This is a genomic window from Deltaproteobacteria bacterium CG11_big_fil_rev_8_21_14_0_20_42_23, assembly GCA_002796345.1.
Taxonomy (GTDB): domain Bacteria; phylum UBA10199; class UBA10199; order 2-02-FULL-44-16; family 2-02-FULL-44-16; genus 1-14-0-20-42-23.
Map to the genome: position 1 here is coordinate 1 of PCXC01000075.1, position 3,952 is coordinate 3,952.

Consider the following 3,952-nt stretch of genomic DNA (forward strand, 5'->3'; position numbering starts at 1 on the left):
TCCATTTTTTGAGGTTGATTTTTGTTGAGCCTCCGAAAAAACACACCGCTCAAGGTCCGCTATCTTGAAAAAATGGGTTTTTCAGGGGGAACTATGTAAAGAAATTGAGACCTCTTACTAAACCAACAAACTCTGCAAGAGATTGAAAACGTAGCCGGTGAAAATAATTGCTGCGGTGGTGATGCCGAAGAAAATCAGAATGAGCTGTAATTTCATGGCGCGTCTCAACATAATTGCTTCGGGTAAACTGAGTGCGGAAATGGCCATCATGAACGAGAGTGCGGTTCCCAAAGGAATGCCTTTTTGAAACAAGACGACGGCGATGGGAACGATGGCAGCGCAGCTTCCGTACATGGGAACGCCTAAGAGAGTTGCGATGGGCACAGAAAAAACACCCGTTTTACTGATGAGCAGTTGGATGGTTTCTTGTGGCACATAGTTGTGAATAAAAGCGCCAACGCCCACGCCAAGCAAAATCCAGATCCAAATTTTTTTCACAATTGAGATGGCTTCGTTATAGCCAAATTGTATTCTGCTGAAGAGATGAGGATAGTGAGTGGTGTCGCTGTTTCCATTTGCTTGTCCAATGAAGTCAGCTACAAGAAATCGCTCGAGTTTTAGTCGGCCCAGAATAATTCCTGAAACAATGCCAATGAACAAACCGCTCAAAACGTAAAGCGCTGTAATTTTCCATCCAAACAATCCTATCATGAGCACCACAAGATATTCGTTGATGAGTGGCGAAGTGATAAGAAACGAAAAGGTAATTCCCAAAGGCGCGCCTGCTTTAAGAAAGCCAAAAAATAAAGGAATAGACGAGCATGAGCAGAATGGCGTTACTGCGCCAAACAGTGCTGCAAAAAAATTCCCAACGCCTCCTTTTTTTGTCATCCATGTTTTAATTTTGTGCTGCGGCAAATAGGTTCGAATGAAACCAATGATGGCGATGAGAAAAAACAGCAGCAGCAAAATTTTGATGGAATCGTAAAGAAAAAAATGGAGCGTTTTCCCCAAATGAGTTTCTGGGTTTACATTCAAAACGGAATACGTGAACCAATCTATCAACCTTAGCAGCACGAAGAGCCACCTTTGTTTGAGGGTGTGCAACAAGAACTTTTTTTGGATTTAGCTTCCAGTTTTTTATCGAGCTTATCGAACATTTTTGAAAAGAAGCCCTTTTTCTTTTCGCCACTTAAGGTTTCAGGCAGCGTTTCTACAAAGTGTTTTATTTCGTCACGAACTTTTCGATAACAGTTGAGCTGTTCTTCTTCGGAAGCTCCTTTTTCGGCCAGCTCTTTTGCCAGCTTTGGAGGATCATCGAATCCGAAGTGAACCACTTTGGTGTTGCCTGGAAAAATTGGACAAGATTCATTGGCGTGTCCGCAAATGGTAACCACATAATCAAATGAAATGTTTTTCAATTCATCAACATGCTGCGAACGATGTTTGGAAATATCAACGCCAGCTTCGGCCATAACTTTCACCGCATTTTGATTGAGGCCATGCGTTTCGATTCCTGCAGAGTAAGCATTGATTTTATCGGACTTCAAGTGCTTCGCCCACCCTTCCGCCATCTGACTGCGGCAGGAGTTGCCGGTGCACAGAAAAAGTATGTTGATTTTACTCATGCTTATCTCTCCTTCATAAAAGAGTTTGAACCTGTTTTTTAAACTGCTTAATGGTTGCTGGTTCCAAACAATAACATGTTGATGGTCCGCTAATTTTTCCTCGAATGATGCCGGCCTTTTTTAAAACTTTTAAATGTTGTGAGACGGTGGCTTGCGCGATGGGCAATTGATCTACGATGTCACCGCAAATACAAGTTTTTGATTTTTTTAAAATGGCGACAATTTCTAAACGAAGAGGATGCCCCAGCGCCTTGGCGACAGCAGCAAAATCAATATCCCCACCACCAGACTTTGCGGTTGAACATACATGAGGAGGACAACACTTGCTTTGTTTTGAACGAGCCATGCCGGAGTCTTTATCGTAATACTACGATAAAGTAAAGAGAAAAATATTTCTGTGAAGAACAAGCCTTGATTCCTTTGAAAACTTCACTATCACTCTTCTTTTGAAGAGAGGTTTCAATGGATATTGTTTCACATGGTTTGTGGGGAGGTTTGATTTTTGGCAGAAAGTCAAAACGCGTTTTTCTGTGGGCGTTTCTTTTTGGAGTGCTTCCAGACTTGTTAAGCTTTGGCATTTTTTCGCTGATGAATGTTCTTGGATTTTCTACCGCACCAAATTGGTCGGAAGGTCTTCCTCAAATGTCAGAAATTCCAAACTATGTACATGTGAGTTACAATTTTACGCATAGCTTGATTGTTTTTTTGGGAGTGTTTTTTTTGTTTCGATTGGTGAGTAAAAAATATTTTTGGCCCATGCTGGCTTGGCCACTTCACATTCTTGTAGACATTCCCACGCACACCACGCGCTTTTTTGCCACACCATTTTTGTGGCCACTTTTTGAGTACAAATTTGAAGGCATCAGCTGGACCAATCCTTACATCTTTTTTCCGAACCTTATTCTCTTGTTCATTTTTTATTTTCTTTTTTTCTTTCGCAAGGTGAAGGGAAAATAGAAGAGGTCGAGTTTTGATTTTTTACTTTTGGAGGGGTGCAAGTTTTTCGATCACAAAAGGACTTCGCTCACTCTTTCAAAAAACCAAAAAGCGGCTGGCGAAGAGTTTTGTAGTTATCGCAAGCTTCTCGCGTCTCGGTGACTTGAAACGGAAGGCTCGTCGATGTGGACGTACAAGCAGAACTACAAACAACAAGCAAGCATCCAAATTTCAGCAAAAAAAACGGAGAAAAAAAGGAGAATTCATCATGAAGAAAGTTCCAAGTTTAAATTAGAGAGGCAGTGATGTGTAGCAAATGGAAACAAAATGAACAATCAAAACATAGAATGTGAGGGTAATTCTTTTTTAAATTTATTTTAAAGCATTTTATTCCGAAACATTTTCACTCTTCTTTGCGACAAAAAAGAGTGATGCTAAAATCGACACTCATAAAGCGGCAGTTTAGATTTTTAGCAAAATTTGTTTAACGGTTTTCTTTAAGATGTGAAGCTAGTTGGCGAAGAAGCGAACAATCGTTTTAGCTCTGCTGTTTCAAGTGGGTTTTTGTTGGTTAAAGGAGACAAGGCTTAATGTTTTTGATGTGATCATTTTAAAGACTGTGAAACGCTTGCAGCAGGAACTTCTGTTGGGAGAGGGATTTCTTGCGGAGTAAAGAGTTCATCGCCGATGACATAACCAAGTGTGTCCAAACCTCCGATTTGAAAAAAGTTTGGAAATAATCGGGCTTTTCCATTTTCGAAGTCTAATTTAAGATCAAACATAGCTTCAATACCCTTTGCAGCTCTTACTTCACTTCCCGTATAGTTGGATAAACTTTGAGCTAAATTCATGCCATTTGTGTCGGTGGCGATATCACAAGAATTGACAACAATTTGAGGCCTGCTCTTCAAATGTTCATCGAAAAATAATTTTATTTTTTCTAAGTCTAAAAAATTCATTGTGATCCGTGAACCTGGCACGCGTTTTTCCTCATCACCAAAGAGAATTGATCCAGGTATTCCATGAGCTGAGATTAAAATAGAATCAGGCTCACCATAATCATTCACCACTCGTTTCGTAGAGACTAAAAAATCTTCAGTACTTCCAGCTTCTATAATAATGACTCGAACTCGTTCATCGAGTTCAAAATGTCTTCCCCAATACAACGCATCTGTTTCGTCGCTTTTTGCCACGACACTTAAAATAAGTGGTTTGGTTTTTTCATGTTCACGATCGGTGAGAAGTTTTACATTATGCCAAAGAACAGATTCATCATATCGGCCAAAGCGGGTAACGTTTAATTTCTCAGCAAGGAGCAAAGCATTCTCCACACCAATTGTTTCTTCGCATGCTATAACGTCACGAATTTGAGGAGGATAAATATTCTC

The 3,952-nt window shown here is 40.3% G+C and carries 6 protein-coding genes (1 of these 6 cut by a window edge); 2 read left to right on the forward strand and 4 right to left on the reverse strand.

Annotated elements, in window-relative coordinates; all coding sequences use genetic code 11:
• Positions 1–117: 117 nt before the first annotated feature.
• From COV43_08685 to COV43_08695, 3 genes are read right to left on the reverse strand one after another with little or no spacing between them, the layout of a single operon-like run.
• Positions 118–1,077, reverse strand: a complete 960-nt coding sequence (locus COV43_08685; GenBank protein PIR24754.1) for a hypothetical protein — start codon at positions 1,075–1,077, stop codon at positions 118–120.
• Positions 1,068–1,628: an arsenate reductase gene (locus COV43_08690; protein PIR24755.1), complete on the reverse strand. Its 561-nt coding sequence runs from the start codon at positions 1,626–1,628 to the stop codon at positions 1,068–1,070. The genes COV43_08685 and COV43_08690 overlap by 10 nt, the downstream gene beginning before the upstream one ends.
• Positions 1,629–1,641: 13 nt before the next feature.
• Positions 1,642–1,974, reverse strand: a complete 333-nt coding sequence (locus COV43_08695; protein PIR24756.1) for a transcriptional regulator — start codon at positions 1,972–1,974, stop codon at positions 1,642–1,644.
• 116 nt (positions 1,975–2,090) lie between these two features.
• Here COV43_08695 and COV43_08700 point away from each other — a divergent pair, with 116 nt between their 5' ends.
• Positions 2,091–2,585: a hypothetical protein gene (locus COV43_08700; GenBank protein ID PIR24757.1), complete on the forward strand. Its 495-nt coding sequence runs from the start codon at positions 2,091–2,093 to the stop codon at positions 2,583–2,585.
• A gap of 13 nt (positions 2,586–2,598) precedes the next feature.
• Positions 2,599–2,859, forward strand: coding sequence for a hypothetical protein (locus tag COV43_08705; GenBank protein PIR24758.1), 261 nt, complete (start codon positions 2,599–2,601; stop codon positions 2,857–2,859).
• A gap of 310 nt (positions 2,860–3,169) precedes the next feature.
• Here the strand turns inward: COV43_08705 and COV43_08710 are convergent, their stop codons facing one another.
• Positions 3,170–3,952, reverse strand: partial view of a hypothetical protein gene (locus tag COV43_08710; GenBank protein ID PIR24759.1) — the end only. Its footprint extends 1,176 nt past the window's final position; only the last 783 of its 1,959 coding nucleotides appear in the window; its start codon lies off the right edge, out of view; its stop codon occupies positions 3,170–3,172.

Bases quoted from the DNA above. Each gene is read 5' to 3' on its own strand.
- COV43_08690 (PIR24755.1), bottom strand. From the start codon at position 1,628: ATGAGTAAAATCAACATACTTTTTCTGTGCACCGGCAACTCCTGCCGC.
- COV43_08700 (PIR24757.1), top strand. From the start codon at position 2,091: ATGGATATTGTTTCACATGGTTTGTGGGGAGGTTTGATTTTTGGCAGA.
- COV43_08695 (PIR24756.1), bottom strand. From the start codon at position 1,974: ATGGCTCGTTCAAAACAAAGCAAGTGTTGTCCTCCTCATGTATGTTCA.